The sequence below is a fragment of the Parabacteroides sp. genome, from assembly GCF_977054455.1.
Window position 1 is genome coordinate 1 of sequence record NZ_CDRTCT010000045.1, and the last position, 23,454, is coordinate 23,454.

Consider the following 23,454-nt stretch of genomic DNA (forward strand, 5'->3'; position numbering starts at 1 on the left):
TCGACGGTTTCCTGACCGTCATGCTGAACGAAGAGATCAAGATCGTCGAGATCCTCGAAAGCGAGGGCAACCAGGAACGCGCCGACGACAAGTTCAACCGCGTCGACATCAAGGCGCTCAACAGCAAGGGCGAGATCATCATCGTCGAGATCCAGAACACACGTGAGATAAACTACCTCGAACGCATCCTCTACGGCGTGGCCAAAGCCATCACCGAACACATCTCTTTGGGTGAAGACTACGACAAGATCAAGAAAGTCTACTCCATCAGCGTCCTCTATTTCGACATCGGCATCGGGACGGACTATATCTACCACGGCCAGAACCATTTCGTCGGCGTGCATACGGGCGACCAGTTGCGTGTCAATGAGCGCGAACGCAATGTTTTAGTTTCGCGCCTTCCCGCCGAAATCTTCCCCGAATATATCCTGATCCGCGTGAACGAGTTCGACAAAGTGGCCCTCACGCCCTTGGACGAATGGATGGAATACCTGAAAGACGGCACGATCCGCCCGGACACGACCGTCCCCGGCCTGAAGGAAGCCCGCGAAAAGTTGAAATTCTATTCCATGTCGCCCGCCGAACGCCTCGTCTACATCCGCCACCTCGAAGACATCAACATCCAGAACAACGCGATCTACACCTCCAGGCTGGAAGGAATCGCCGAAGGGAAAGCGGAAGGCCTTGCCAAAGGGAAAGCGGAAGGCCTCGCTGAAGGTGAGGCGAAAGGGAAAGCCGAAGGAATTGCCGAAGGCATGCGCCAAGTCGCTACCAGACTGAAAGATACGGGTGTAGATATGGCTACCATCGTAAAGTGTACCGGCTTGAGCGAGGAAACAATCCGGTCCTTATAAGGAGGCTTATGCTTGCAAGGGAAAAGCCGTTTATAGGAATAACGAACCGATAGGATAATATGTCTTGGAGGGATGGATGAAACCGGCTTTATCCGGAATCTTCTGTGTTAAGGTATATTAAATAACAACTTCATCGGGAACTTTTTGCAAGGATTCGACGTCTTATCCTTACGAATGATAATTATAAATGAAAAGTAAAGATGAAAAAAGCTATTTTGACACTTTTGATGGTTCCTGCTTTTGTAGGGATGTTGTTTTCTTGCTCTGAAGTCAAGACAGACGCAAAGAAGTTGGAAGGTAAATGGAATATTGTGGAAGTAAAAGGAGAAAAAATACTGAAAGAAGGTTTGCCTAATATGGAGTTTGATATGAAAGATAACAAGGTCCACGGCAATGCCGGATGTAATATCTTCAATTCGACTGTCGTACTGGATGACCAGGATATTTCTTCCATCACGATCAATCCCGGTGCTACAACCATGATGGCTTGCCCGGATATGGAAACCGAGGATGCGATCTTGAAAGCTATGGGAGACGTGAAAGGCGTGAAAGCCGGCCGGTCCGAAAATGAAATGTTGCTGGTGGATGCCGGCGGTAATGTTTTGTTGGTTTTGTCAAAAAACTAATTGGACGGAAATGAAGAAGTACATATATCTTTGCCTTGCCATGTTGAGCATCGGTATCTTTGCTTCCTGTAAGGCGAAAAAGGGTGTGGAAGCGACTTTCTCCGACTTGGATGGCAGTTGGAATATTGTCGAGTTGAACGGCAAGGCGTTGAATCCTGCCGAGACGAACCAAGTCATAGAGTTTGACGTGGCCCGCCATTCTCTTTCCGGAAAGGCCGGATGCAACCGGATGATGGGGCAGATCGAATACAGCGATTCCCATAAGAATATCATTAAATTTCCGCAGGTTGCGACAACGCGTATGGCTTGTCCGGATATGAGCGGTGAGCGTGAGTTGTTGCAGGCTTTGGATAAAGTCGTTCGTTTTGAAGCGGAAGGAGATACGAAACCTGTCGATAAAATCGCCTTCTATGGCACGGACAATACCAAACTGATGGTAATCGAAAAGAAATGATTTTCATTGTGAAATGTTTGAAAGGCGGTTCCGGTTGACGGGCCGCCTTTTTTATTTCGGCCTGCAAGGAATGATCAGAGTGAAGCGGCTGCCTTTTCCCTCCTGGGAAGAGAGGGTGATCCGTCCGTTTAGGCGTTCGGCGATGGTTTGACAGATCGATAGGCCCAGCCCGGTACCTTGTGCAAATTCGTCCGCTTTGAAGAAACGCTCGAACACTTTCTTCTGGGCCTCTTCCGACATGCCTTTTCCGGTATCTTCGACGAAGATATGAACTTCTTTCTCCTCCTTCTTATAGACATATCCTAACAGGATGTGTCCTTTGGCGGTGAACTTGACGGCATTGTTGATGAAGTTCGTAATCACCTGCGTAAACCGGAAACGGTCTACATGAATGACAAGTTCCGATTCCTGGAACTCTTTCAGGAAACGGATATTCGAAGGCATAAGCAGATGATGTGTCTGGTAAATCTCTTCCAACAGCTCGTTCAAGGGGCAGTTATCGAAAGTGAAGGACATCCGTCCCGACTCGATGCGCGAGAGTTCCAGAATGTCGTTGATCAGTTTCAGCAGCAGGTTGCTGTTTTTGTTGATCGTATCGCGGAAAAGGTCTTTTTCTTCATCGGTCAGGTCCTTTTCGTCCTGTAGCAGGTTGGTGAAGCCGACTATCGCGTTTAACGGCGTGCGTATCTCATGGCTCATGTTGGCAAGGAACGCCGATTTCATCTTATTGGCTTCTTCGGCCCGCTCTTTTTCTTCAATCAGCCGGAGTTGTACCTGCTTTTTCCGTTCGCTTTCGCGCCGGTACATGTAAATGAGGTGCAGGATGACATAGGTAACCAGCATGACAACCAGGATTCCCCCGATAATGATATAGGTTTTGTAACGGACTTCCAACGGCATGTTATAGATGATACTGCCTTGTGGCAGATCGTCCAACTTGATGTTGAAGCGTTGCATTTCTTTCCAGTCGAACGCATACGCCTTGGGACTCTCCTTGATGGGAATGCTGCTTGGCGAAGTCCCTTTCAGAATGCGGGTTGCGGTTTTGGCTACACATTCAACTTGCATTTGCAGGGTGGTGAAGTAGCCTCCGGTGATGCCTCGGTTATCGTTGAACCCGTTGTTTATGACGGTGAAGTTCGGGACATTGGCCAAACGACCGACTGTCAGGACATTGAAGTCGAGGATGATCTGCATGCAGGCGGTATAGGGTTTGTCTTCGAATACCCAAAGAATCTGCCGGGCGGTCAGGTTGGCGGTGGCGGTGGTGTACAATGCCGAAGCTCCTTCCTTGCCGGGCTGGATTTCAGTGGAGGTCGTCATACGCCTTGTTTGATATAATCCTTCATATACGGCTATTCCGTGTCCTTGAATATTCTCCATCAATGTTTTGAAAGCGTTTCTGCCGATAAATTCTTTTGTTTTGAAGATCAATATCTTCGATTGGCCGTATATCTGTTCGATCAGTCGGATGGTTTTAAGATATTCCGGCTTGTCCCAGTAGCCGGTGAAGTTGGGATGTTGCTTCAATAGTTCCCAGTTGGGAAAGTTGACACCCGAAAAGACGACCGGAACGGTTTTGCCCAGCGGATGGTTGCAAGCCATCAAAGTATAAGTCGCCTGGTCGTCATTTGAAATGATGATATCAGGTTTGAAACTTAAAGTGTCGAGAAAAGAATACATCCGGGCTTCTTCATCGGCTGCGTCATAACGCTCGCAGTCCAGGTAGAAGGTCTGGAGGGAAGAGTATATTTGTTCTTTTTCCAGCTTCTCGTGTAATAGTTTGTCAAATTGGGAATAGGCGCCCAAAGTCTGATTATAAGAATGGATGACAAGGATTTTAAATATTTCCTTCCCATTTTTATCAGTTGTACCCTTTGCTTCATGCGGAAGGCAAAGGGTTAAGATCAATATTGCTGTGTATATGTATGTTTTCAAGAAATAGACACCCATCAATGTTTACCCTCGTTGTTTTGTAAAATCGTCCAAAGTTAGCGATAATCGGGATATAACAAGTATTTCTTTCTGATTTTCTTATATTCGTTTAATGCCGGTTGCCAACTTGCGCGTATTTCATCTTCGTTCAGGCCGCGGACAATCTGGAAACGCAACTCTTTCGTCCCGGCAAGCAGGTCGAACCATTGCGGGCGGGTGAAGAAAAAGGCCTGGTCGTTGCCGGCTTTATTATAGAAATCGAGGAGAAATTTCAGCGTCAACCCTCCGGCAAAAGGATATTCCCTCAAGTCTGTGCCGTAGCATTCCTTATCCTTATGCAGCGGTTTTGTGTCGAAGCCGGGCAGTGAGGCGGGCGTAAAAGTGAAATCACCGTATTTGGGATCGGGAGTTCCTAATATCTGGAACGGATAATAGGTCCCGCGGCCAACGCTGATATTGGTCCCTTCGAAGAAACAAAGCGAAGGGTAGAGGCGGATCGACTGGTCGTTCGGCAGGTTGGGAGAGGGCTTTACCGGCAACCAGTACGGATCGCCGTGACGCCAGTTCTCCATCTTGACGATATGCAGTTTGCAAGTGTCGGGCGTGCTTTTCAGCCAGCCTTCCCTGTTGATCATCCAAGCCAGTTCGCCAACTGTCAGTCCGTGCAGTATGGGCAACGGATCTACACCGACAAACGATTCGAATCCTTTCTGACGGACAGGGCCGTCGACGAAGTCATTCGGGTTGGGGCGGTCCAGGACGATAAACTCGACATCGTTTTCGGCACAGGCTTCCATCACATAGTGCATGGTGCTGATATAGGTATAGAAACGGGCTCCGACATCCTGAATGTCGAACACGACTACGTCCAGGCCGGCCAACTGCTCGGCTGTCGGTCTTTTGTTCTTTCCGTATAAGGATATGATGGGAACTCCTGTTTTTACATCGCGGCTGTCTTTAATCTCGGCGCCCGCATCGGCCGTCCCGCGGAAACCGTGTTCGGGAGCGAATACTTTCTTGACGTCGACACCCTCTTCCAGCAAGGCGTCCAGCAAATGCTTCTGCTGCTTTTCGAGGATGGAGGTCTGGTTCACGACTAATCCGACCTGTTTGCCTTTCAACAGACGGGTAACGACGTCCATACGTTCGGCCCCCAACTTCAGAGGCTCTTTCTGTGGAGTGACGGCCTGGATTTCGGACATTAAGAACAGGCTTAACAGCCAGAAGGCACACCTGATAACTGCTCTCATAGACTCATTCCTTACTATTTGTTTCTGCAAAAGTAACGATTCTTTTTGTTTATTGCCTATCTTTGTCTCTCAATAAAGCAATTGAATGATATGAACCCTTTAGATATTATTGCCAAATATTATCCGGCAGGCTCGGAGGTGCAGCGGATTTTGGTTATTCATAGTAGAAGTGTGGCGGATAAAGCGTTGGCTGTAGCCCGGATGCATCCGGAGATGAATCTCGACCTTACCTTTATAGAAGAAGCAGCCATGTTGCACGATATCGGTATTTCCCGTTGTAATGCTCCCGGTATCGGTTGTCATGGGGATGCGGAGTATATTTGCCACGGCTATCTGGGGGCCGAACTGATGCGGGCGGAAGGCTATCCCCGCCATGCCCGTGTATGTGAACGGCATACAGGAACAGGCATCACGTTGGCAATGGTTGAAGAACGCGGCCTGCCTCTTCCGCACCGGGACTTTATGCCGGAAACCTTGGAAGAACAACTGATTTGTTTCGCCGACAAATTCTACAGCAAAACGAGACTGGACAAAGAAAAATCTGTCGAAAAGGTAAAACAAGGCCTTTCCAAGTATGGAAACGAAACTGTCGAACGGTTTGATAACTGGTGTAAACTCTTTTTAGGGGAATAAAAAGGGATTGGCTCACTAAATTGTTATACATTTGCCCGCTGTAACACACTGCAAATAACGACGGAATGTTTTTGAAATACAAATGCCTGATTATTTTGTTGCTTTTCCTCACCGGAAACATGATGACTGAGGCGCAGGAACTTATTGCCCCGACCGATACCGTGATGGCTGTTGTGGGCGATACGATCGTACCCGCAGGACAGGATAGTGTGCTTGCGTTGGACAGCGTACCGAAGAAGCAGACAGGGTTGGACGCTCCGGTTTCTTATCAGGCAAAAGACTCCATTATCATGACGGGGGCGAACTGGGCTTATCTGTTCGGGGAAAGCGATGTGAAATATCAGCAGATCGAGCTCCAGTCCGAGAAAATCGAGATGAATATGGATAGTAGCCTGGTGTATGCTACTTTCGGCCTTGACTCGATCGGGGAGGAATTCGGCTATCCTCTTTTCAAAGATGGAGACCAGCAGTATGAATCCAAGACGATGCGCTATAATTTCGGTACGAAAAAAGGATACATCACGGATGTGATCACGCAACAGGGGGAAGGCTATGTGACGGCCGGCCGTACCAAGAAGATGGACAACGATGTCCTGAATATGGTAGGGGGACGTTATACGACTTGCGACGAGCACGATCATCCTCACTTCTATATTCAGATGACGAAGGCGAAAGTCCGTCCGAAGAAGAATATCGTAACGGGCCCCGTCTATATGGTGTTTGAGGATGTCCCGCTTTATCCGATCGGCTTGCCTTTTTGTTTCTTCCCGTTTTCGAGTTCTTATTCTTCGGGTATTATCATGCCTACTTTCGGAGATGAAAGTTCGCGTGGTTTCTATCTGCGTGACGGCGGGTATTATTTTGCATTGAGCGATTATATGGACCTGGCTCTTACCGGTGAAATCTATACGAAAGGTTCCTGGGGACTGTCGGCTCGTTCGTCTTACCGGAAACGGTATAAGTTTTCGGGCAGTTTCAATGCTTCCTACTTGGTTACCCGTTTGGGGGACAAGGGGCTTCCTGATTATAGCTTGTCTAAGGACTTCAAGCTGAACTGGACACATTCGCAGGACCCAAAGGCCAATCCGTACCGGACTTTCTCGGCAAGTGTGAATTTCGCGACCAGCAGTTACGATCGTAACAACCTGAACAGTTTCTATCCGGGCTCGCAGGGGTTTGCGGATGCGAACCAGAATACCAAAGGGTCCAGTATCAGTATAACACAGCGTTTCCCGAATAATCCGTTCAGTCTTTCGGCTACCATGAATGTGAACCAGCGTTCGAAAGACTCGACGATCTCGTTGACGTTGCCTGATATTACGATTACGATGAGCCGTATCTTCCCGTTCAAACGGAAGAATGCAGTCGGCAAAGAACGTTGGTATGAGAAGATTTCCATGAGTTACAACGGTTACCTGCGTAACAGTATCGATACGAAAGAAGACAAATTGTTCAAATCGAGCTTGGTGAAGGACTGGCGGAATGCCATGCAGCACCAGATCCCGGTGAGTGCGACATTCTCTTTGTTCAAGTATCTGAATATCTCGCCGTCGTTCAACTATACCGAACGGTGGTACACTAATAAGGTGGAAAAAGCATACGATATGCAGAAGAAGCAGGTGGTTGCGCGTGATACGACTTACGGTTTCTATCGTGTATTCGATTACAGCACGTCGGTTTCGGCTTCCACCACGCTGTATGGTTTCTATAAGCCGTTACCGTTTTTAGGTGACAAGATCAAGATGATCCGCCATCGTTTCGAACCTTCGGTGACTTTGAGCTATACGCCTGATTTCGGAGCTTCCAAATATGGTTTTTGGAAAGATCTCATGTATGAAGACCAGTATGGACAAGAGCAACATGTTTCTTACACTCCGTTCGAAAGCGGAATGTTCGGGTATGCTCCTAACGGGAAATCGGGGAGCTTGAGTTTCCAGTTGGATAACAACCTTGAGATGAAGATTAAGTCGGATCGGGATTCGACGGGAGAACGCAAGATCAGCCTGATCGATAAGTTGTCGTTGGGGATGAGCTATAATATGGCGGCCGACTCGTTCAAGTGGAGTGACTTGAGCGTTGGCCTGCGTCTCAAGTTCTCGAAGAGCTATACCTTGAACCTTAACGGTACGTTCGATACTTATACCTATGGCTACGATGAAGCGACGAAGACCGTTCGCCGGTTGGATATTCCGCGCTGGCAGGCCGGTAAAGGATTAGGCCGTTTGCGCCAGACCGGTACGAGTTTCTCTTATACCTTTAATAATGATACGTTCGGCAAATGGTTCGGCAAGAAAGGTAACAACGATGATTCCAACAATCCTCCGGCAGACCCCAATGCATCGAACGATCCGGAGTTCGAACAGATTTCTCCGGGAGAAGAAGGGGACCAACAGGGTAAAACGGAAGGTGGCCGTTTGCGTGGCGCCAAGAAAGATACGGGTGAATTCGATTCGTATGGTTATATGATCAATAAGGTGCCCTGGAGCCTTTCATTCAGCTATAGCATGCAATTGCGTTATGGGGACTTTGATCCGAGCAAGCTCGAATATAAGTATAAACTGACGCATGCACTGAGCTTTAACGGTAATATCCAGCCGACGAAGAACTGGCGTTTTAACTTTAATGCCACCTATGACTTCGATACGCATAAGATATCCTATATGACTTGTAACATCACCCGCGACCTGCATTGCTGGCAAATGACTGCCAGTTTTGTGCCGGTGGGACCTTATAAGTCCTATACCTTCAATATCGCAGTAAGTTCGTCTTTGCTGAAAGACCTGAAATGGCGCCAGAGCAGCAACTATCGTGACGGGCAGAAGTGGGATTGATGAATCACCATTCGATAGGAGCCTGCCCGGTTGCGATCAGATAATCGTTTGCTTTGCTGAAATGCCTGTTTCCAAAGAACCCGCGGTAAGCGGAGAGGGGAGACGGATGGGCCGATTTCAATATCAGATTGCGGGAGGCGTCGATGAAAGCGCCTTTCCGTTGTGCATACGAACCCCACAGGATATAAACGATATGGCTTCGTTCTTCTGCCAGGCGGTGGATCACGGCATCCGTGAATTCTTCCCAACCTTTATTCTGGTGTGAGCCGGCTTGGTGTGCACGAACCGTCAGGGTCGCGTTGAGAAGCAGGACACCTTGGTCTGCCCAACGGAGCAGATTGCCGGTCTGAGGAACAGGTTTGCCTAAATCGCTTTCTATTTCTTTGAAGATATTGACGAGTGACGGGGGAAAGGGTGTCCCGTCCTGAACGGAAAAACAGAGTCCGTGTGCCTGTCCGGGTTCATGATAGGGATCTTGTCCGAGAATGACAACTTTGACCTTGTCAAACGGACAGTGCTCGAACGCGCTGAAGATGCAGGGACCGGGAGGATAGATGGTCCTTTGACGGTATTCTTCTTTTACAAATGTGATTAACCGACTGAAATAATCCTTTTCAAACTCTGTACTTAATCGTTCTTTCCAGCTCTGTTCTATCTTGACGTCCATAATGGTAATTGAAAATTGAAAATTAGAAATTGAAAATTATCTTTGTCACGCGAATATCTGAAATAATTATCAATAATCCATCCTTAATTTTCAATTTTCAATTTTTAATTGTCGATTAAATCAGGTACATGCCGGCAGCACGGGCTTCACGGCGCATTTCCTCCGGCCATATACTTGCCTGGATTTCTCCGATATGGGCTTTGCGGAGGTAAAACATACATAAGCGGCTTTGTCCGATACCTCCTCCGATACTTAGGGGCAGTTCGCCGTTGAGCAGGCGTTTGTGGAAATATAGTTCTTTCTTTTCTTCCGCGTTGCAGATCTCCAGTTGGCGGAGCAAAGCTTCCTTATCCACACGAATACCCATGGAAGACAGTTCGAGCGAACGGTTCAGCACTTCGTCCCAGACGAGCAGGTCGCCGTTTAGTCCGACTTGTCCGTTTTCCGCTATTGTCGACCAGTCGTCGTAGTCCGGGGCGCGTCCGTCGTGTTTCTCTCCGTTGCTTAACTTGCAACCGATGCCGATGATGAAAACGGCTCCGTATTCTTTCGTAATTGCATCTTCCCGTTCTTTCGGAGTGAAGGTCGGATATTTTTGCAGTAAATCTTCGGAGTGTATGAAATGGATTTGCTGCGGCAATGTCGGACGGATCTCAGGGAACATCTCATAGACCAGGTATTCGGTACGTACCATGGCTGCATAGATACGGCGTACGATTTCTTTTAGAAAATCCACATTCCGTTCTTCGGCTCCCATGACGCGCTCCCAGTCCCATTGGTCGACATATAAAGAGTGGAGGTTCCCCAACTCTTCGTCGGAACGGATAGCGTTCATGTCGGTATAGATACCGTAACCTTTTTCGATTTGATAATCGGCGAGAGTAAGACGTTTCCATTTGGCAAGCGAATGGACGATTTCTGCTTTGGCATCGTCCAAATCCTTGATCGGAAACGTGACCGCACGTTCCGTTCCGTTCAGGTCGTCATTGATCCCCATCCCTTTTAAAACGAACAACGGAGCTGTGACGCGCCGTAACCGTAATTCGGAAGACAGGTTCTGCTGGAAAAAGTCTTTGATCTTTTTGATACCCATCTCGGTCTGCGATAAGTTCAATAAAGCCTTATATCCTGTTGGTTTAATTAAGTAACTCATATACTTGTTGTGCTTTATGTTTGTAAATAATGCGTGGCAAAGATACTAATTAATGGCAAAATAACAATTGTGTGCCTTTTTTTATTTGCAAAATGGCAGTGTTTGTCATTAAGATGCTTGCAAAATATCAAAAGTGATCTTTTTTTGCCCGTTCATTTGTTTTCCTGCAAGATTATATATACTTTTGCACTGTCTTTGGCTGGGTAGCTTAGCTGAATAGAGCGTCAGATTCCGGTTCTGAAGGTCGTGGGTTTGAATCCCACCCTGGTCACATTTTAAAAGAATTTTAGAATTGCCCTGTTTTTCGGGCAGAAACGAAAGTTTTAGTTCAAATTACCCAATACGTTGGAATGCGTGGCGGGGAAAAAACAGGGAAATCCCTATTCTAAGGTTCTGAATATCAACCCGTGGCGGAATACCTCCCGGGTCACGATTTAAAGTATTTTTGTAAATGGCGATGCCTCTTATTAGAGGTGTCGCCTTTTGCGTTTTATATGTGTATCAACGCATTGCGCGCCTGCTTAAATACGAGTTGTTTAACAAATCTTCACGGCGATTTTCGGGGAATAAATCGTTTTTGGGGAACAAAATGAAGTATAAAAGATGCCAGTTTTTAATGTTGTGCAGCGAAAAATCAACAAACGTGGGGAAGGGCCTTTGTACGTTGCTTTCCGGGTTGATAGTAAAAAAATAGAAATACCGGTCAAATATAGTATTGCTCCAGGTGACTTTGACAAGAGAAAGAAACGGGTCAAACAGTCGTGCCCTTTTCATCAAGATGTCAATTTGATAATTACAAATATCATAGCCCGGGCAAATGATATCTTTGTAAAGTATCGTTTGAAAAATTTGGATTTAACAGAAACGGCCTTTTGGTGCGAATATCGTAATCCGTGCGATTACACGAGCTTTTTTGACTTCTGCGAACGTTCTCAGCAACTACGCTTTCAGGAACTCGCAGACGGGACGCAACGACACCACAGGAGTTGTTTAAAGATATTACGGTCATTTAAGCATACGATCAATTTTGACGAACTGACACCTGATTTTTTTCGACGCTTCGTTTTGTATCTCCGGAATAAAAGGGGTAATAAAGAAGTAACTATCGGAAAGACATTGAAATCGATCTCAATCTATTTGAATGAGGCTGTTCGGATGGGATATTTGAAAGAGAATCCAGTAAAGAAGATTCCCCGACGCGGCTATAATGAAACAACCGCACAATATTTACTTGAATGGGAATTACAGGCCTTAGTTGATTTATTTAACCAGCATATATTGTCTGAAACATATCAAAATGTGTTGGAGTTCTTTTTATTCATGGCGTTTACTTCTCTGCATATAGGTGATGCCAGAGAACTGAAAATAGACCAAATCCGGGAAAACGAAATTGTTTATATGCGAAAGAAGTTACGGAATACCCGGCCAAAATTTATATCGGTACCGCTATCTGAACCGGCAAAAGCGATTATAAAAAGATGGATGGGAGCCAGGACCGAAGGGCTGATCTTTAAAGGGCTTGTTTGTGATGTTCGGGTAAATAAGTATTTGAAAGAGATTGGCCCAATGGCCGGAATTGACACGACCTTAACGGCAAAGGTGGGTAGGCATACTTTCGCTACAATTTTTTTGAGAGAAACGCGGGACCTAAATACGTTAAAGTCCATCATGGGACATTCTAATATTAAACAAACTCTGATCTACGCTCACGTCCTGGACGAAGATCGACAGGAAGGAATAAAAACATTCAATCGTTTTACAGTATAGAAAATGGCAGCTTATCCGGCTGCCATTTCCATTTTATTTATCGTAAACGACCCAATGGGGTTTACCTGCGATAAATTCTGTTTTATAACCGGCTTTATCCATCAGTTCAGTTACTTGTGCAATACTGATCGTTATCATTTCTGATAATTCCCTGACTATATCCGCACTGGTTATATAGTCTTTCTTTTCACTATCGCCGACAGGGGTATAGTTCTCAGCAATATAGCGAATTGCCAGGTCTGTCGTAAGGTCTTTTTCTTCACTCATTTGATATGTCCTTTCCTTCTAAAGTTGCAAATATTTCTTTGATATAACATAGTTCTGAAATTAAACGTAAAGCACTCACTGCCTTTTCGGGGTTAACCCCATCACAATCTTTGGCTATGTAGGAAATTGCTTTATCAAATACTTTCAGAGAGTTGGCCATTACATCTTCATTCGTTTGATACCATTTGATATTATCAATTAATGTAGGTGTTAGTTCGATTCCTTCAACTTTCATATTAGGCCTCCTTTCATCCGAAAATTGCAATTAATATCGGGAATACGAAGAAAACGAAACAGCCCAATAGGGCCATAAGAGAAAGTGCCTGTGTGATAAATTTAGCATCCTGCACGGTTGCACGATTAAATTCCAGGAACGAAGGAAGGGCGCGGCGATAAAAGGCGGCGACATTTTCCCATGTAAATGGGTTACGGATTGTGATTGTAACAAGTTCCCGACTTTGGGAAGTTGATACGGTTAATGAATTTGACTTCATATCATGTGACTTTTAGCTTTTAGGCAGAAAAAAGAACGGCTGCCATTTCCCGCTTCGCTAAAAGTCACATGATAGTTCACTCCAAAGAGCCTATAATGTAGGGAAAGGCAACCGCCTTATATTATGTATTTGCTCACGACATAAATGTCGATAGCAAAAGAAAGGGCATAAAAAAAGCCCGACGTATGTCTGAGCATTAACCGCGCTCTGCGGAATGGACTAACCATTGTGACTTTTAGCACTGCAAATATGAGTATAATATTTGAGCTGTGCAAAAGAAAATATCAGAGAATTACCAGTCACTACCTGTATTATTGGTATTTTCCATGTATGTGATATAGCCATCAACCATTTTTTGTAATTCTTGCTTTAGGTTTGTCATTAGAGTTTCATATCTTTTTTTGTTGACTCCTGTGATGTTCATTCCTTTACTTTCTGGATAGTTATCTGCAACAGGCATTAAAGGCCATTGATAAATACCGCATTGTGCTGATTCGCAATGAACATTATCAATAACAACACGGTATTTATTTTCTTTCATGTAGAACTTGACTGTATATGTAAATGTCCAAACATGATTATTCATCTGATATACAAGAGACTGAGAGGAAGTCCCTTTTATTAAAATAAGCCCATTTTCTTTATCGTCGTTTTGGATAACGCTTTGAGCGGAGTTCCAGGCTTCGGCTATAAACATTTTTGTATCAGAATAGAGTTGTTCTTTTGTTTTTATGGACTCTTTTATTATATCCCATTTGAAGTTTTCCTGTGCCACGGAAGGAAGGCTGAAAGAGATTAATAAGAAGAATAAAATTTTTTTCATATCCTTTGAGTTTAATATTTGCACTGCAAAGATATAAAATAAAAACCGTCCTATTCTCTCGAACCGGGCGGCAGGTGGTGTTAAGGTGCAGTTTGTATCACTTTGCAAATAGCTTGAATAATTATGCTTTACTACTTTCTGCAAAAGTAAGGTGAATAAGTCTAAGACCCCTATTGTAAAATAAGTATTATCCAGTGCGTTCGTACTGTAACACAGTTTAACGAAAAAGGGGAACCAATCGGTTCCCCTTAGTTATGTGAGCGGTACAGGTGTTCAATTAAAAATAGCTCTTTTTAAAACTGGACCAGACTCATTTTAGTTACTATCTCATTGAATTTATCTTGTATGGTCGCCTTTTGTTTTTCGGAAGCAAAGGCCAGACCTTCTTTATATTTACGCATCAATGAAGGATTTATCCCAACAGCTTGCGCAAATTGTGATACATTGAAAAAAGGAAAGGTTTTGAAAAATCCGGAAAAGTCATATTTGTAATCTATCGATAGATTTTCCGTATACCATTCCGGGAACACACCTTTCTTTTCTTTGTAAAATTCGGCTTGTTCGTTTAGCACGTCTACAAAGTCATTTTTAGCCTCCTGCTCAGTCAGACCGTACCCGTACGCACCTTGTACAGATTTGGTGTAAACACCATAGCCGCCGTCTTCTGCTTTTTCGATAATTGCTACAATTGTTTTCATACAACAGATTTTTTGAGGTTTAGTCCAATTAAAGCCACTCCCCGAAGGGAGTGGCAGAACTTTTACTTTTTCAGTCCGGAATCCTTCATCATCGATTCAAGTGTACCTTTCGGTATTTCTTTACTCGGATGACGTCCGACAGGAATGAAATAGTCGAAGTCCGGGTGAACATACTTGTGATGTTTCTTCCCTTTTCTGATTGTCCAGCCTGCGGCTTCAATCAGTTTGTAGAACTCGGAATACTTCATTGTGTAAAAGAACTATTATTTAATTGAACACTGCAAAAGTAACATATTTGTTCCAAATAGCCAAATAAAAAAGGAACAAATTTGTTCTTTTTTATTTTACCTCGTAGAATGTGCCGGTAACTTCCGGGTGTATTCCGTCGTTGATAATCCTGTATTCCAGTTCTTTGCAAATAAATAGCTTGTTATTTAACAGGAATTGCGCTTGTATATTTGGCATAGTACTGATAATGAATTTTATCGTGTATTCTTTAGTAGTGTCAATATTTTGATTAGGCCGAAAATACTGGATCATACTGTTTGGTCCATCCAATCTGAAAGAACCAATATCCTGTTTGGTACAATCATGTTTACGGAAAATATGGGCGGGCGTGTGATCTGTGAAAACGACGTATTTGTCATAATCATCTGGTTTTGGAAAACATGCGCAGATCGTAACTTGTTTTTTGTTTTTGTCAAAATCAATGCCCCCTTTTTCTATCAGAGACTTGATTGTTTTTATATCATTATCTGCTTCAGATTGGTTATTTCCTGGTTGATAGGGGAGAGATGCCGGATATGTTATTTGTAGGGCTCCATATGCTACAGCATAAGCCATTCTTGTAAAAGTACAAGGGAAGAAACTGAGTTTTAGGTAATCATTGTCAGGTTCGGATGTGTACTTTTTGAAAGTATTGACTTTAAATAAATATCCCTGGTCTAATTTATTCTTTATTGGGTCTTGCGGTAGATTGTCTATGTGATCTTTTCTCTTTTCCGGTATATAATAACAATCTGTTTCTTTTACGTGCCAAATATTTAGCGTCTGTATTTGTTCCTCAAATAATTCATCAGGAAAAAAATATCCATCAGCATCTGAAAATTTCTCGATTAGCTCGGAATAGTTTTCAACTTCAATGACATTGGCAGTTTCTATGATCGCGTCGTCAATATCCAAGTATTTATATTCGGTGGAATTGGGGAAATCATAGCAAACGTTTTTGTAAGAGATTCTTTCTTCTGAATCTACGGCCGTTCTTTCAAATGTATCTAAGACATTGTTTATCGTATAGGTTCCCATATCATTGGGAGAATAAGCACATAGAATGCGGGCACTTTTATTGGTATCGTTAATGACAAAGACGATGTTCATTAATTTTTCGCATTCTTCCAAAAAATCCTTTACAGTCCATCCTGGTAGTATTTTGTTATATTCTCCGCTGGTATCGTTGTTCAATATGAAAATGTGGGATAGGAATTGGTCATTTCGTGCTTCGTTTATTTCAATGGTATATCCCAAAGCTCCGAGTATTTTTTCAATCATGGCCAATAGGTATGGTTGGATGGCTCTGTTAGTGAAATCATAAACTAAATTTTCTTTTTCCATCCTGGCCATTTCATAGTATTTGTTGTAAATGATGTTCCCGATCTTTACCATGGGGCAAGTAAAATTGTAATCAGGAAAATTATTTCTAATGGCTTTGTTGAAATGTTCGTTGCTTAAATCATTTTCTTTGCCTAAATCGAGTGATGAAATGTAAGAGTCTGCACCGATGAAATAATTGAGTTCCGAGTTTCCGGAAAGTAATTGGATTTTTACTTCTTCATTGGTATTACTGATAAAGGCTTCCGTTCCGTTCAAAATGATGTGGCCGTTTGAAATGAGTACGGCGCTTCTGCCTTCGATAACGGCTGCTGATTGTAGCCGTTCGATGTGTTTGTACAGGATAGAATTATTCCGTTCTTTCAAAGAAAGAGAAAGGTCCAGGGTAAAAGTACCATTTTTTGTAATGAGCGGGTTTTGCTGTTTGACTTTTAAGTCCATTCCTTTGGGTAATACAACTTGTTTCCCATCAATTATTAAATCAGTCATCGTGTCGCATTTTTAATTAGTTTATCGTAATCAGTCAAGTTCTGCTTTACTCCTTTGGGGCCATCGATGTACACTTCACCGACGAACGGTTCTTCCAATTTCTTCTTTAAAGCGGCCATCGTCCGAGTATTGTTATCGAGTGCCCGGATGATATCCGGATTGGTAGATGCTGTTTGTCCGATGGCTACCGGCTGATTGTTCGGTGTACTGGCCGATAGGGTGGAAGAACTACCCAATGCACGGGCCATGTCCGGACCGGTTAAGGCTGTAACGTTGCCGGTCTTTTGTGCATAGTCCATGATATCAAATACCGGGCGCAAAATTTGAACGGTTTTCTTATTTGCAACAAACTCACCACCATGTGTCTGTATGAGTTTTTTTTTCTCATATTTACCACCTTCACCGGTAAAGCCACCATCCCACATGTTGGCCGCCTGTTCCCGTTGTTGATTGGCTACGGCAATTTGAGCAGCACCGGCAACAACGGCAGCAGCAGCGGCGGCAATACCCAGGGCAGGGCCAACGATCGGAATACCGGCCATAGCCGAATAAGCGCGCATAGCAGCTACGGCAGTATCGGCAGTAATAGCCAGGACATTCATTGCAAATGCTTTGTCTGCATATTTTTTTCGGACGGTCAGTAATTCGGCTTCTTTCTCTTCTTCCAGTTCTGCCGTAGCTTCGTTATCTCCTTCGGCCAGAAGTAATTTATATTTGTATTTCTTTTCGATGGCGGCTTCTTCGCGTGATTGTGCCGCTTGAATAACGGAAACGGCAGAGTTAGCCAGGCTGGAAATCGTACCTAATATAGATTCCCGAATTTGTTTTTCTTGTTCAGCGGAAACTTTGTCTTTAGCCGCTTTTTCCTTCCGGTATTTTTCATCGAGAATACCTTTCTTATACAAATATTCTTGATGAGAGATCAGGCCAGCATTGTACATTGCTTCATTCATGGCTATTTGTATCTCAGTACCTTTTGCCAGTTCGGCCCAAAGTGGGTTTTCGTCCGGTTTCTCTTCTTCGGGTTTGACCTTTGACTTTTTTTGTACAGCTTCCCGGCGTTTGGTTTCGGCTATGATCTTATCGGTTAGTTCGACTTCGATATCGGCAGTGTTTTCCTTATATTTTTTATAAATGTTGATCTTATCAGAGAGGAAAAGTGTCTCAGCGGAAAACAGTTGCCGTTGCATCTGTTCTTCTGAAATATTGCGTTTGATATATTCCCGTTTGATTGCGACAGTCTGTTCTTTGTATGCGTTTTCCAGGTCTTCAGTTTCTTTTTTGAGGGCCTTTTTACGTTCTTTATCGGTCATTTCGTCTTTAGTGACGGTTGACACAACTTTCTTAGCGGTGATCGTGACTTCCGGAAGAACATTTTTAGCCGGTAATGGAGAAATAAACGGCTGGTATTTGGCTTTTTCCTTTGCCATTTTTGCCGCGGTTTTATACACAAGGTCGATGTAATCTTCGACTTCATTAGCGGTTTGTAGGTCCATGTTCTTCGCATTACCCCCAAAAAAGTCTTTTTTCAGATTGGAGAATACACCGGCAAGGGCTTGTTTTGCGTTGAAACCTTTTTCTACGGCCTTGTCTGCCTGGGCGACGATACGGGAAAGTGCCAGTTCGACCTCACTGGCCGGTAATTTTTTCGCAAGTTTAGCGCGGATATCGTCGATCTGTTCGGCCTTATCTTCCAGGGCCTCACGTTCGATGTTGTCTACAGCTTCCTTTTGTGTTTTCAATGCAATATTTGTCCGGATGGCAGTATTAACGGCATCCTGTGCGCTCTTGATATCTTTCAGGCTGGATTCTTCGTTTAATAGGTTTGGAAGATAATCGCCATATTTTTCGTTTATAGCTTCAATCAATCGACTGCGCTGGTCTGTACCCTGTCCGGCCAACTTCAAAGCGGTAAACAGCTTGTTTGCGGCTGTTTCTTCTTCGAGTATTTCCGTTTTCATCTGTCGGGTGTATTTGTTGGCTTCACGTTGTTTGTTGATATAATTGGCGATAACCATTCCCAGGGCTGTTAGTGCGGAAATCAGTAAACCGATCGGATTGAGTTGTACAACCTTATTAAATGCTATCATCGCAATTTGTGCGGCAAAGAGGCGGCCACGGAGAAGATTATAAACGACAGCCAATGCGGCTAATACCGTGCGATAAGTAGTATTTAGGGCAATACCGGCGGCTGTTAAAGCATTGGTTCGTTGGCCCCACATAACATGCAGCTTTTGAGCGGCAATGTAGGCCAGTAAGACGACAGTGATTTTAGTGAGTCCAGCACCATATTTAATAAAGAACTCTATGAGTACTGCAATTATTTTCAGTAGTGAACTGGATTTAGAAACCACCATACCCATGTACGGGGCCAGCTTCTCACCCAATAAATATGAATATTCCTGAAATTTCTTTTTGGCCTTTTCAATAGTAGCCTGTAAAGTGTTGTTCTGAACGTTATATTCATCGATAACAGAAGTGCCTGCCTCGAATGCTTTTGTAGCGACTTCCTGCTCTTTCCTGATTTTTCCAACACTGGCAACTATCGTATTCAGCACTCCGATCGCTTCCGTTCCGTCCAGCTTCATTTCTTCGAAGATGGGGGCCAGGTTGATAAGGCCGCCGGATTTACTAAGGTTTTCCATTAACTGCAAAAAGGCCTCGTTTGCATCGGAGAGAACCAGGTCTGTAAACTCCTGAACACTTTTTCCGGCAAGTTTGGCGAATTTAGCTGGTTCCTGGTACATTTTCAACCAAACCTTTTGCACAGCGGTAGCCGCCATTTCTGAACGTAGCATGTTTTGATCTAAAACAGAAGCATAGCCCATGATTTGAGGAATAGCGATACCGGCCTGTTTTCCGGTACCGGCAACCCTTGCGGTAAATTCAACCAGGTATTTTTCCGCTGCGGATGAATTTTGTGCGACTTCATTTACGGCTGAAGCAACGGACAACATACCGGCTTTTAATCCTTTTTCGTCAGCAGTACCGAACATTTGGGCCAGCTTTCCAATATTTTTAACTGCATCTTCTCCCAGATCGTCCCCAAGCGACACATTAATAATATTGGCACCTTCGACGAACTCCAACAGGTCTTTTTTCCCTTGAATACCCAAACGGCCGGCATCTGCGGCCAATTGATTCAATTTTGTTCTTGCCGCCCGTGTGTCCATGTTTTTAAAGGCTTCGTTAAGGTCCTTAACTTCTTCCTTTGTCATGCCGGTATATTTGCGGACGTTGGCTTCTTCTTCTTCCAGGCTTGCAAAATCATCAACGCATTTGCGCATGGCAAAGGTCAGGCCGGTAAAGCTGGCGATAAAAGCGGTTATTACTCCAAAATATTTGTTGAAAGAATCTGTTAGTTTTCCCAGGGAAAGAATGCTGGTCTTAGTCTTTTCAATTTCAGCGTTAGTGTTACGCCATTGTTTCCGGTGTTCCTGTATAATGGAGTCAAGGGCTTGAATTTTCTTTCCGGTTTGAATATATTTTTCAGACCCTATTGTCATTTTAGCCTGTTCATTCTGGAGTTTTTTAAATTCGCCTTGTACAGACTTTAGATCATTATTTATCTGTTGTCCATTGATATAAAGGTATATACCTCTTTTTGTCACAATTTTGTCATCAGCCATGGTTAAGGTGTTTTATCGATTAAAAGTTTGTTCGTTTCTTTTAGTACAGCGGCCGCAGCTTTATCCCCGTGATAGGCCGCGGCAACGTCTGCCAGGCGTTCAATGTTTCCACGAATTTCGATATCCAGCCAGTCGAAGCCGTGACGGGCTACGGGCCTATGATCTCCGGCGTACTCTTTCCAGGTTTTAGCGGGTCGGCCCCGATACATCCTGAATTTATCATTGTCCCCGCGATGGCCGCGTATAACGGAACCGCCCTTACGGATATAGCCACGCCCTACGCCGTAATGAATAAATACCAGGTAAAAGCTGAATTTAAAACCTGTGGAATAAATTTCGCCATACTGTGATTTAAAAGATGGCGAAATAGTTCGCAGGCCTTTACCGGAACTTTCGCCGGTTGTGGCTTGCCGTAGTCGGCCCTTCGCCCTTCCTCTTACCTGGAAGGTCCAGTCTTTGACCTGTTTGTTAAACTGTTCAACAGTTATGGCCGTTTCGGTTGGTTGGTTTGGGTTAGTTTGCATTAGCTGTCTGTTTAAGGAAAAACCGCCCGGACTTCACAGTAGGGGCGGTTCGGGATTAGTTATGAACAATCATTTTTCTACATTTATATATAATTCCTATTACTAATAGTATGAAGAATGCGATAATCATCCACTTAGGGGGCCTGAATAGTCTGTTATCTGTTTTTTTATCTTGGTTTTCAATCTGTTTGCCGGTGTCGATCTTTTTTTTGTCATCACTTAGATTAGTTTGGCTATTTGTGTTTTTGTTCGAAATGGCTGTTTCTTCACCTTCTAACTCGATATCGTATTCCGTTTCGGAAATGATTGGTTGCTGGCCGGTGGAGTCAGGCGGGGCATAGTGGCGTTCTGTCTTCTTGATAGTTGCTTTATAGTGGGAAAGAAGAGAGTCCAGGACAGACGTATTTGTCTGTTTTTGGACTTCTAAGCGTTCTAACATTTCCCGGTTAATTTCAGTTCTCCGAGAAAAGGTGTCCGTTGTCGTTCGGCAACCGGTTAATATTAGAGCCAATAATGTGATGATTATCAATTTCATTAACCGACGAATTTAAAGTCATTAATACGGTTAGCCCAACCTTTCAGGAATTTGGTTTGTGTAGGGTCTTTCTTGCAAATGTCATGGCAGAACTTGATACGTTCTGCTTTTAGCACTTCGAAGAAAACAGAGGGATTAACCTGGTTAAGCGTTGCCAATGTGATTTGACCGACGATTCCATCCGGATTGACGTTTAAGAGACGTTGCGGGATTACGATACCCCATTTCCCAGATGCCCAAACCCAATCGACCAAAATATTCGCCAGAGATTGACTGCGGATATTGTCGGCTTTCCAGCGATTCCAGTAGTGTGTCCGGAGAAGGGTTACCACATCTTCACGGGTAATCTGTTTTAAGTCGTCGGCGTCTATATCGCCGTCACCGTCTTTATCATACCCGCAACTTTTCCAGGTGGCAAGAGTCACACCCATGTTTGTTTTACCGCCTTTGTCTTCTTTGACATCCGCCCAGCCACCTTCCCACTGGAAGATAATAGGGGTCAACACTTCAATTTTAGCCATTCTGTTCCCCCTTTCTTTGCTTTAGAAAAGATTCCAGGAACGGTACTTTTTTTATAAATTCAAAGCTGATAAGCCAATAACAGAAAGCAATCCATTGAGACTGTGGAAATATCCGTTTGAGGTTCTTAAAAACATTGACAGCATAGAAGTATAAAACAACATGTGTCACAATGGAAATAGAGACAAGGGCTTCACCGGCGTTATCCATGTGTTCGCCGATTGTAAAAACGGCGGCGACAAAAACGACGAATACACATGCTTCAGAGAAACAGGAAAAGGCCTTTTTGAAGTCGAAATCTTCTTTGTTAACCAGCATTCCAGAAAGGTAGCCGGCAGCAAAATTTAGTACGAAAGCCAATGTCACGGCAAACAGTATGCCATTGATCGGGCTTAAATATGCCATCAGGGATGACAGAGAAACAACAATAATAGTTCTTAAATCTTCCATATTTAAAGGTTAAGGGTTAGCGTTCTGATGCAAAATAAAAGGAAGGTGCCTTTATAAAAAAGGACACCTTTCGCGTTAGGGATAGCAGGGGAAATCCGCAAAGCGATTGGAACGAATGGCCCGACGGCTCCGTCGAAATGCACTGCATCCGTTTCTAATTAGGCATTGTTACAGTTAAAGCGGTTTTAGAATTTCCCCCTGTATTGAGCAGGATCTTTTCGAGAGCTTCCAGCCTTTTTTCAACATCTGTTTTCCGGGTAATGGTTACGGTAAAAAGTTCTTTTTCGAGGTCAACCAGTATTGATTTTCCTTTTTCAAAGCCGATCAACTCTTCCACTGTTTCCGCCGTACCATCATTATCGGTAGTGATAGATAGGGTTTCCTTGTTAAATAAAGCTGTTTTAATTTCATCCGTTCCGGATGCTTCGATAATTGTAGTAAGCGTATCGCCTACTACCTTGTAATCGTGACAGATTAAGTTTTCGATTTTCATTGTGTTATTAATTTATTGGTATATATTTCACGTAAGAGCCATCATAGTACCAGTCAATAATAAAGGAACTTTTTATACTTGCTTTAGATGTGATTTTTTCTAAAACACTGTATTCATTGGGGTAGACTGATATCAATCGATATTGCCCTGATGTTTGCTGATCTGTAAAATCGTAGGTCCCATCAAATTTGAAATGTCCCAGTGCATTATCACTATTATTGCAGTAAGTTGCCAAAATGATAGCTTTTCCCGAAACAACAGTGACTCCATTGCTCCATCCAGAGCCTGATTTTGTCGTTTTCTTGACAAGTGGGCTGGCATTTAGAGCAGAAACGGCTGCTTTTGAACCGGCTACCGCCGACATCGCTACGGCGCTGGCGGCTACCGCCGACATCGCTACGGCGCTGGCGGCTACCGCCGACATCGCTACGGCGCTGGCGGCTACCGCCGACATCGCTACGGCGCTGGCGGCTACCGCCGACATCGCTACGGCGCTGGCGGCTACCGCCGACAATGATTGTAAACCAATTAATGTTGAGTTGTTTATGTTTGCATAAGTTGCCAGGCCTCGACCGAACGAATATTGTACATTCCAGAAAACTTCTTGTGCAGCGTCGTTTTCCATGATTGCGGCCATGGCCGTTGCACTACCGGCAACCGCGGCCATGGCCGTTGCACTACCGGCAACCGCGGCCATGGCCGTTGCACTACCGGCAACCGCGGCCATGGCCGTTGCACTACCGGCAACCGCGGCC

Annotated in this window: 24 protein-coding genes and 1 tRNA gene; 7 read left to right on the forward strand and 18 right to left on the reverse strand. The window is 44.2% G+C overall.

Annotated elements, in window-relative coordinates:
- From ACW6QF_RS17710 to ACW6QF_RS17720, 3 genes are all read left to right on the forward strand, one after another.
- Positions 1-854, forward strand: an 854-nt coding sequence (locus ACW6QF_RS17710) for an Rpn family recombination-promoting nuclease/putative transposase (RefSeq protein WP_456088765.1), incomplete at its 5' end; no start/stop codon positions are given.
- 200 nt (positions 855-1,054) lie between these two features.
- Positions 1,055-1,480: an META domain-containing protein gene (locus ACW6QF_RS17715; RefSeq protein ID WP_298553496.1), complete on the forward strand. Its 426-nt coding sequence runs from the start codon at positions 1,055-1,057 to the stop codon at positions 1,478-1,480.
- A gap of 10 nt (positions 1,481-1,490) precedes the next feature.
- The gene (locus tag ACW6QF_RS17720) at positions 1,491-1,934 is read left to right on the forward strand and encodes an META domain-containing protein (RefSeq protein WP_456088766.1); all 444 of its coding nucleotides are present in this window, start codon (positions 1,491-1,493) and stop codon (positions 1,932-1,934) included.
- Positions 1,935-1,985: 51 nt separating this feature from the next.
- Here the strand turns inward: ACW6QF_RS17720 and ACW6QF_RS17725 are convergent, their stop codons facing one another.
- Both ACW6QF_RS17725 and ACW6QF_RS17730 read right to left on the reverse strand, forming a co-directional pair.
- Positions 1,986-3,845: a sensor histidine kinase gene (locus ACW6QF_RS17725; protein WP_456088767.1), complete on the reverse strand. Its 1,860-nt coding sequence runs from the start codon at positions 3,843-3,845 to the stop codon at positions 1,986-1,988.
- Positions 3,846-3,925: 80 nt separating this feature from the next.
- Positions 3,926-5,071, reverse strand: a complete 1,146-nt coding sequence (locus tag ACW6QF_RS17730) for an exo-beta-N-acetylmuramidase NamZ family protein (RefSeq protein WP_456088785.1) — start codon at positions 5,069-5,071, stop codon at positions 3,926-3,928.
- Between the two features lie 138 nt (positions 5,072-5,209).
- Between ACW6QF_RS17730 and ACW6QF_RS17735 the strand changes: the two genes are divergently transcribed.
- Complete coding sequence (locus ACW6QF_RS17735) at positions 5,210-5,752, forward strand: HDIG domain-containing metalloprotein (RefSeq protein ID WP_456088768.1); 543 nt, start codon at positions 5,210-5,212, stop codon at positions 5,750-5,752.
- Positions 5,753-5,817: 65 nt separating this feature from the next.
- Positions 5,818-8,583: a putative LPS assembly protein LptD gene (locus tag ACW6QF_RS17740; RefSeq protein ID WP_456088769.1), complete on the forward strand. Its 2,766-nt coding sequence runs from the start codon at positions 5,818-5,820 to the stop codon at positions 8,581-8,583.
- 4 nt (positions 8,584-8,587) lie between these two features.
- Here the strand turns inward: ACW6QF_RS17740 and ung are convergent, their stop codons facing one another.
- Positions 8,588-9,250: a uracil-DNA glycosylase gene (gene ung / locus ACW6QF_RS17745; protein ID WP_298553486.1), complete on the reverse strand. Its 663-nt coding sequence runs from the start codon at positions 9,248-9,250 to the stop codon at positions 8,588-8,590.
- Positions 9,251-9,365: 115 nt separating this feature from the next.
- Positions 9,366-10,403 carry an aspartate--ammonia ligase gene (asnA, locus tag ACW6QF_RS17750; RefSeq protein ID WP_298553484.1) on the reverse strand — a complete coding sequence of 346 codons (1,038 nt, stop codon included), beginning with the start codon at positions 10,401-10,403 and terminating at the stop codon, positions 9,366-9,368.
- A 197-nt stretch (positions 10,404-10,600) separates the two neighbouring features.
- Between asnA and ACW6QF_RS17755 the strand changes: the two genes are divergently transcribed.
- Positions 10,601-10,674, forward strand: a tRNA-Arg gene (locus tag ACW6QF_RS17755).
- A gap of 332 nt (positions 10,675-11,006) precedes the next feature.
- Positions 11,007-12,170, forward strand: coding sequence for a phage integrase SAM-like domain-containing protein (locus ACW6QF_RS17760; protein ID WP_456088770.1), 1,164 nt, complete (start codon positions 11,007-11,009; stop codon positions 12,168-12,170).
- A 33-nt stretch (positions 12,171-12,203) separates the two neighbouring features.
- Here ACW6QF_RS17760 and ACW6QF_RS17765 read toward each other — a convergent pair whose 3' ends face one another.
- The 14 genes from ACW6QF_RS17765 to ACW6QF_RS17830 all read right to left on the reverse strand — a co-directional run.
- A complete protein-coding gene (locus ACW6QF_RS17765) occupies positions 12,204-12,437 on the reverse strand; it encodes a hypothetical protein (RefSeq protein WP_456088771.1) in 234 nt (77 codons plus the stop codon).
- Positions 12,430-12,672 (reverse strand): hypothetical protein, encoded by a 243-nt coding sequence (locus tag ACW6QF_RS17770; protein WP_456088772.1) that lies wholly within the window; start codon positions 12,670-12,672, stop codon positions 12,430-12,432. The genes ACW6QF_RS17765 and ACW6QF_RS17770 overlap by 8 nt, the downstream gene beginning before the upstream one ends.
- A gap of 13 nt (positions 12,673-12,685) precedes the next feature.
- On the reverse strand, positions 12,686-12,931 hold the full coding sequence (locus ACW6QF_RS17775) for a hypothetical protein (protein ID WP_456088773.1): 246 nt from the start codon (positions 12,929-12,931) through the stop codon (positions 12,686-12,688).
- Positions 12,932-13,223: 292 nt separating this feature from the next.
- Positions 13,224-13,754 carry a DUF4468 domain-containing protein gene (locus ACW6QF_RS17780; RefSeq protein ID WP_456088774.1) on the reverse strand — a complete coding sequence of 177 codons (531 nt, stop codon included), beginning with the start codon at positions 13,752-13,754 and terminating at the stop codon, positions 13,224-13,226.
- A 293-nt stretch (positions 13,755-14,047) separates the two neighbouring features.
- On the reverse strand, positions 14,048-14,452 hold the full coding sequence (locus tag ACW6QF_RS17785; RefSeq protein ID WP_456088775.1) for a type II toxin-antitoxin system HicB family antitoxin: 405 nt from the start codon (positions 14,450-14,452) through the stop codon (positions 14,048-14,050).
- Positions 14,453-14,514: 62 nt separating this feature from the next.
- A complete protein-coding gene (locus ACW6QF_RS17790) occupies positions 14,515-14,700 on the reverse strand; it encodes a type II toxin-antitoxin system HicA family toxin (protein ID WP_456088776.1) in 186 nt (61 codons plus the stop codon).
- Positions 14,701-14,791: 91 nt separating this feature from the next.
- Positions 14,792-16,549 (reverse strand): hypothetical protein, encoded by a 1,758-nt coding sequence (locus ACW6QF_RS17795; protein WP_456088777.1) that lies wholly within the window; start codon positions 16,547-16,549, stop codon positions 14,792-14,794.
- Complete coding sequence (locus ACW6QF_RS17800) at positions 16,546-20,178, reverse strand: phage tail tape measure protein (protein ID WP_456088778.1); 3,633 nt, start codon at positions 20,176-20,178, stop codon at positions 16,546-16,548. The genes ACW6QF_RS17795 and ACW6QF_RS17800 overlap by 4 nt, the downstream gene beginning before the upstream one ends.
- 2 nt (positions 20,179-20,180) lie before the next feature.
- A complete protein-coding gene (locus ACW6QF_RS17805; RefSeq protein WP_456088779.1) occupies positions 20,181-20,702 on the reverse strand; it encodes a hypothetical protein in 522 nt (173 codons plus the stop codon).
- A gap of 55 nt (positions 20,703-20,757) precedes the next feature.
- On the reverse strand, positions 20,758-21,237 hold the full coding sequence (locus ACW6QF_RS17810; RefSeq protein ID WP_456088780.1) for a hypothetical protein: 480 nt from the start codon (positions 21,235-21,237) through the stop codon (positions 20,758-20,760).
- On the reverse strand, positions 21,237-21,758 hold the full coding sequence (locus ACW6QF_RS17815; RefSeq protein ID WP_456088781.1) for a glycoside hydrolase family 108 protein: 522 nt from the start codon (positions 21,756-21,758) through the stop codon (positions 21,237-21,239). Before ACW6QF_RS17815 ends, ACW6QF_RS17810 begins: the two co-directional genes overlap by 1 nt.
- Complete coding sequence (locus ACW6QF_RS17820; RefSeq protein ID WP_456088782.1) at positions 21,751-22,206, reverse strand: hypothetical protein; 456 nt, start codon at positions 22,204-22,206, stop codon at positions 21,751-21,753. The genes ACW6QF_RS17815 and ACW6QF_RS17820 overlap by 8 nt, the downstream gene beginning before the upstream one ends.
- 154 nt (positions 22,207-22,360) lie before the next feature.
- Positions 22,361-22,699, reverse strand: a complete 339-nt coding sequence (locus ACW6QF_RS17825; RefSeq protein WP_456088783.1) for a hypothetical protein — start codon at positions 22,697-22,699, stop codon at positions 22,361-22,363.
- Between the two features lie 7 nt (positions 22,700-22,706).
- A partial coding sequence (locus ACW6QF_RS17830) for a hypothetical protein (protein ID WP_456088784.1) occupies positions 22,707-23,454 on the reverse strand: 748 nt, incomplete at its 5' end.

Coding starts and splice junctions, on each gene's coding strand:
- ACW6QF_RS17795 (WP_456088777.1), bottom strand. CDS start 16,549: ATGACTGATTTAATAATTGATGGGAAACAAGTTGTATTACCCAAAGGA.
- ACW6QF_RS17805 (WP_456088779.1), bottom strand. CDS start 20,702: ATGCAAACTAACCCAAACCAACCAACCGAAACGGCCATAACTGTTGAA.
- ACW6QF_RS17770 (WP_456088772.1), bottom strand. CDS start 12,672: ATGAAAGTTGAAGGAATCGAACTAACACCTACATTAATTGATAATATC.
- ACW6QF_RS17780 (WP_456088774.1), bottom strand. CDS start 13,754: ATGAAAAAAATTTTATTCTTCTTATTAATCTCTTTCAGCCTTCCTTCC.
- ung (WP_298553486.1), bottom strand. CDS start 9,250: ATGGACGTCAAGATAGAACAGAGCTGGAAAGAACGATTAAGTACAGAG.
- ACW6QF_RS17775 (WP_456088773.1), bottom strand. CDS start 12,931: ATGAAGTCAAATTCATTAACCGTATCAACTTCCCAAAGTCGGGAACTT.
- ACW6QF_RS17740 (WP_456088769.1), top strand. CDS start 5,818: ATGTTTTTGAAATACAAATGCCTGATTATTTTGTTGCTTTTCCTCACC.
- ACW6QF_RS17825 (WP_456088783.1), bottom strand. CDS start 22,699: ATGAAAATCGAAAACTTAATCTGTCACGATTACAAGGTAGTAGGCGAT.
- ACW6QF_RS17765 (WP_456088771.1), bottom strand. CDS start 12,437: ATGAGTGAAGAAAAAGACCTTACGACAGACCTGGCAATTCGCTATATT.
- ACW6QF_RS17810 (WP_456088780.1), bottom strand. CDS start 21,237: ATGAAATTGATAATCATCACATTATTGGCTCTAATATTAACCGGTTGC.
- ACW6QF_RS17820 (WP_456088782.1), bottom strand. CDS start 22,206: ATGGAAGATTTAAGAACTATTATTGTTGTTTCTCTGTCATCCCTGATG.
- ACW6QF_RS17730 (WP_456088785.1), bottom strand. CDS start 5,071: ATGTCCGAAATCCAGGCCGTCACTCCACAGAAAGAGCCTCTGAAGTTG.
- asnA (WP_298553484.1), bottom strand. CDS start 10,403: ATGAGTTACTTAATTAAACCAACAGGATATAAGGCTTTATTGAACTTA.
- ACW6QF_RS17785 (WP_456088775.1), bottom strand. CDS start 14,452: ATGAAAACAATTGTAGCAATTATCGAAAAAGCAGAAGACGGCGGCTAT.
- ACW6QF_RS17735 (WP_456088768.1), top strand. CDS start 5,210: ATGAACCCTTTAGATATTATTGCCAAATATTATCCGGCAGGCTCGGAG.
- ACW6QF_RS17760 (WP_456088770.1), top strand. CDS start 11,007: ATGCCAGTTTTTAATGTTGTGCAGCGAAAAATCAACAAACGTGGGGAA.
- ACW6QF_RS17800 (WP_456088778.1), bottom strand. CDS start 20,178: ATGGCTGATGACAAAATTGTGACAAAAAGAGGTATATACCTTTATATC.
- ACW6QF_RS17720 (WP_456088766.1), top strand. CDS start 1,491: ATGAAGAAGTACATATATCTTTGCCTTGCCATGTTGAGCATCGGTATC.
- ACW6QF_RS17790 (WP_456088776.1), bottom strand. CDS start 14,700: ATGAAGTATTCCGAGTTCTACAAACTGATTGAAGCCGCAGGCTGGACA.
- ACW6QF_RS17715 (WP_298553496.1), top strand. CDS start 1,055: ATGAAAAAAGCTATTTTGACACTTTTGATGGTTCCTGCTTTTGTAGGG.
- ACW6QF_RS17815 (WP_456088781.1), bottom strand. CDS start 21,758: ATGGCTAAAATTGAAGTGTTGACCCCTATTATCTTCCAGTGGGAAGGT.